The 3,738-nt window shown below is 47.1% G+C and carries 3 protein-coding genes; all 3 read left to right on the plus strand.

Annotation, left to right across the window (positions count from 1 at the left end; genetic code table 11):
* Window positions 1-160 precede the first annotated feature (160 nt).
* Genes KKA81_04755 through thrH form a run of 3 tightly spaced genes read left to right on the plus strand, consistent with a single transcriptional unit; the run spans window position 161 to window position 3,661 of the window.
* Window positions 161-1,636, plus strand: a complete 1,476-nt coding sequence (locus KKA81_04755; protein ID MBU2650224.1) for an aminotransferase class V-fold PLP-dependent enzyme — start codon at window positions 161-163, stop codon at window positions 1,634-1,636.
* A gap of 18 nt (window positions 1,637-1,654) precedes the next feature.
* Window positions 1,655-3,019 (plus strand): threonine synthase, encoded by a 1,365-nt coding sequence (thrC, locus tag KKA81_04760; protein ID MBU2650225.1) that lies wholly within the window; start codon window positions 1,655-1,657, stop codon window positions 3,017-3,019.
* A 36-nt stretch (window positions 3,020-3,055) separates the two neighbouring features.
* Entirely contained in the window at window positions 3,056-3,661 is a 606-nt protein-coding gene (thrH, locus tag KKA81_04765; GenBank protein ID MBU2650226.1) for a bifunctional phosphoserine phosphatase/homoserine phosphotransferase ThrH, read from the plus strand.
* Window positions 3,662-3,738: the final 77 nt, after the last annotated feature.

The following is a 3,738-nucleotide window of genomic DNA, read 5'->3' on the forward strand; positions in this document are numbered from 1 at the left end:
GCCGGGGGTGAGGTGGTATGATCAGAGCTTTCGTGGTTAAGGTGGTTCGATACTTACAATTTATAAACATTTCAAATAGTATCCTGCATCCCTTACATTCCCAACGAAATTGTAAATTTATGCTTTGATATACTTAATAAAATACATTAATCCAAATCAGATGAACAGGGAAGGAAAACAGTATTATATCAACGCAGCCGGCCGTGCTGCCAGTTGGCATGAGGAGAATCTACGCAGGATGCGTGCCTGCCGCTTCGATACCATAGCCGTTCACGGCGTATACTCTATGCAGGAATCCCTTGATTTTAACCAGGGTTCCATTATTGAACCTATTTACATGTCAACCTCTCAGGCTTACCGTGATGCCGACGAGATGGAAGCTGCCCTGGGTTATGAGATACCCACCTGGTGCTATTCCCGCATTGCCAATCCAAGCATGTATTATTTCGAAGGTGTTTTGGCTCTTCTGGAAGGATATGGCTCCGGACAGGAAACTTCCTGTATTGCTACAGCTTCTGGAATGGCAGCTATTCAAAGCGCCGTGGATCCTTTTCTGGTGGTAGATCCGGATAATCCCGGGGAAAGGATCAATTTTGTTGCTACCTGCCAGGTCTATGGAGGCACTTTCCAGCAGTTTGCTATCCGTAAAGACCAGGAAAGACACATTGAATGGCGGAAAGTGGTCAACTCGAACGATATTAACGAATGGCGATCTCTGATTGATAAAAATACCCGTTTCCTTTATGGGGAAATGCCCAGCAATCCCGGACAGGCTTTTTTCGATCTGGAAAAAGTTGCCCAATTGGCCCATGAGTTTGGCATACCTATGATCGTAGATGCTACCGTAGCTACCCCGGCCCTGATGCGCCCGATAGAATGGGGTGCCGACATCGTGGTGCAGTCGGCTACGAAATCTATTATGACAAGCGGATTTGGTATTGCCGGCGCCGTCATTTCCAGGAAAAACCTGGTATCAAACATCAATAACGAGGCTATGAAGGCTGACTTTGCCATGTACCTGAAAACCTTACCCAACCGGGATAATGGTCCCAATATTTCTCCCATGAACGCTGTCCTTGGACTTAACGACATCCGCACATTACGTACCCGCATGGACCTTTGCAGTCGTAATACCATGAAAGTAGCCCATTTTCTGGAGAAACACAAGCATATTGAACAGGTAGATTACCTAGGACTGGAAGCTCATCCTTTGCATGAACTGGCAAAGAAATACCTTGTTCTTGTAGATTCTGAGATCGATGAACTTTACGGTCGCAAAGTGAACCGATTTGGTCACCTGATGTCGTTCCGCGTTAAAGGAGGTGCACAACCCACACGAGACATGTTCGACGGTATGCAACGCATCTGGCGGGCTACCGACCTGGGCAGGATCAAATCCGTGGCAACCATCCCGGCCATTTCCACCCATTCCCAGCAAGGCGAAGAAGGCAGGAAAATAGCCAATATCCCTCCCAACCTCATCAGGCTTTGTGTTGGCGCCGAACATCCCGACGATGTTATTGCAGATCTCGACCAGGCACTATCGGTACTCGATGGTAAGAAATTCTTCATTTCTTCACCCGAATATTCTGCAGGAGGAGCATCATCTGCACTTTTATCAAGGAAACAGGATTAAAATCAACAGATTACATAAATGCTGCTATATCATTCCACAAATCTGAAGGCACAGCCCGTACCTTTCGGACAAGCCCTGCTGAAGGGATTGGCTCCCGACAAAGGACTTTATATGCCGGAAACCATTCCGGCTTTCAGCGAAGATGAACTGGATGCCTTCCGGAACATGAACTATCCTGAAATTGCCTTCCAGGTTGGGAAAAAGTATCTTCTGGATCAGATCAGTGAGGAGGATCTTCTATGGGTGGTCAAAAATGCCTACGACTATCCGGTTCCCCTGGATCCTGTTTATGAAAGAAAATATATACTCAGGCTCGACAGGGGACCTACCGCATCATTCAAGGATTTTGCCGCAAGAATGATGGGCAGGCTGATGCAATACTTCCTGAAAAAGGAAAACAGGAGTCTTCTTATCCTGACTGCCACATCAGGCGATACCGGAAGCGCTATTGCCAATGCCTTTTACGGACTGGATAATATTAAAGTCTGTGTCCTATTTCCTGAAAAAGAAATCACCGTCCGGCAACGGAAACAAATGACCACACTCGGACAAAATGTCCAGATCGTCGCCGTTGACGGGAAGTTCGATGATTGCCAGACCCTCGTGAAAGAAGCTTTTTCCGATCCCCAGCTGGAACATCTTCAGTTGTCCTCGGCAAATTCCATAAATATAGGGCGGCTGATACCTCAAACGGTGTATTATTTCTATGCCTGGTCGAGGCTAAACACCGGACTGAACGACCGGGCCGTCTTTTCCGTGCCTTCCGGTAACTTCGGAGATATGATGGGAGGTGTGATGGCCATGAAAATGGGATTGCCGGTTAAAAGGTTCATCATTGCCGTAAATGAAAACGATGAATTTCCTGTTTACCTGCAAACAGGGAAATATGGCAGGATTGAACCTTCCAGGAACTGTATCTCCAGCGCTATGAACGTTGGCCATCCCAGCAACCTGGCACGACTGGTGTCGATGTATGGTGGCGTAATGGACGAAAAAGGCCATATCAGCCGGCAGGCAGATCTGGAAAAAATGAGGACAGACCTGTTTTCCGTCAGTATCACCGATGAAGAAACCCGTGAAGCCATAAAAAAAGCTTACGTCGACCATAATATTTTATTGGAACCGCATGGAGCTGTGGGCTGGGCAGGACTTAACCGCTATCTTGCCACGGAAGGCAAAATGCATGATAAAGAACAGCTTTTCATCAGCCTGGAAACCGCCCATCCTGCAAAATTTCCGGAAGAGATCACCCGCATCCTCGGTTTTGATCCGGTTTTGCCTCCCAGCCTGCAGGGACTGGAAAACAAAGAGGAACAATTCGACTTCCTGGGAAATGATTACAGGGCATTTAAAGATTACCTGACGAAAAAATATGACAAGTAAATCTGATTATTTCACAACCTAAACCCGAATACTTACATGCACATTATCTGCTCAGACCTGGAAGGGGTGTTTGTCCCCGAAGTGTGGATCAACGTGGCCGAGAAAACCGGAATAGACATCCTGCGCCGCACAACCCGGGATGAACCCGATTACGACAAACTCATGAAATGGCGCATCGGCATCCTGAAAGAACATGGATTGACTCTGAAAGACATCCAGGATGTCATTGCACAGATCAAACCGCTGGATGGCGCTAATGAATTCATCGACTGGATAAAGGAGAGATCTCAGCTGATCGTGGTTTCCGACACTTTTGCTCAGTTTGCCGAACCCTTGATGCAGCAACTTAACCGGCCAACCCTCTTTTGCCATGAACTCATCATTGATGGCGACGGAATGATCACCGGATACCAACTCCGGCAGAAAGATCCCAAGAAAAAAGTCGTGGAAGCTTTGCAAAGCCTGCAATACAAGGTAATTGCCTTTGGCGACTCATACAACGATACCAGTATGCTCCTCCGGGCCGATGCCGGGATACTCTTCCGCCCACCGGAAAACGTCATCCGCGATTTCCCGCAACTGCCCGTAACAAACAACTATGAAGAGCTGAAAGCGATTCTGAAGCAGTACATTGAAAAGTAAAAATTGTGTATTGAAAATGAATATACCAGGCTTCTGGATACAAGTTGCAAGCTTCAAGTTGCAAGTTGCAAGTTTCA

Source organism: Bacteroidota bacterium (genome assembly GCA_018831055.1).
Taxonomy (GTDB): domain Bacteria; phylum Bacteroidota; class Bacteroidia; order Bacteroidales; family B18-G4; genus M55B132.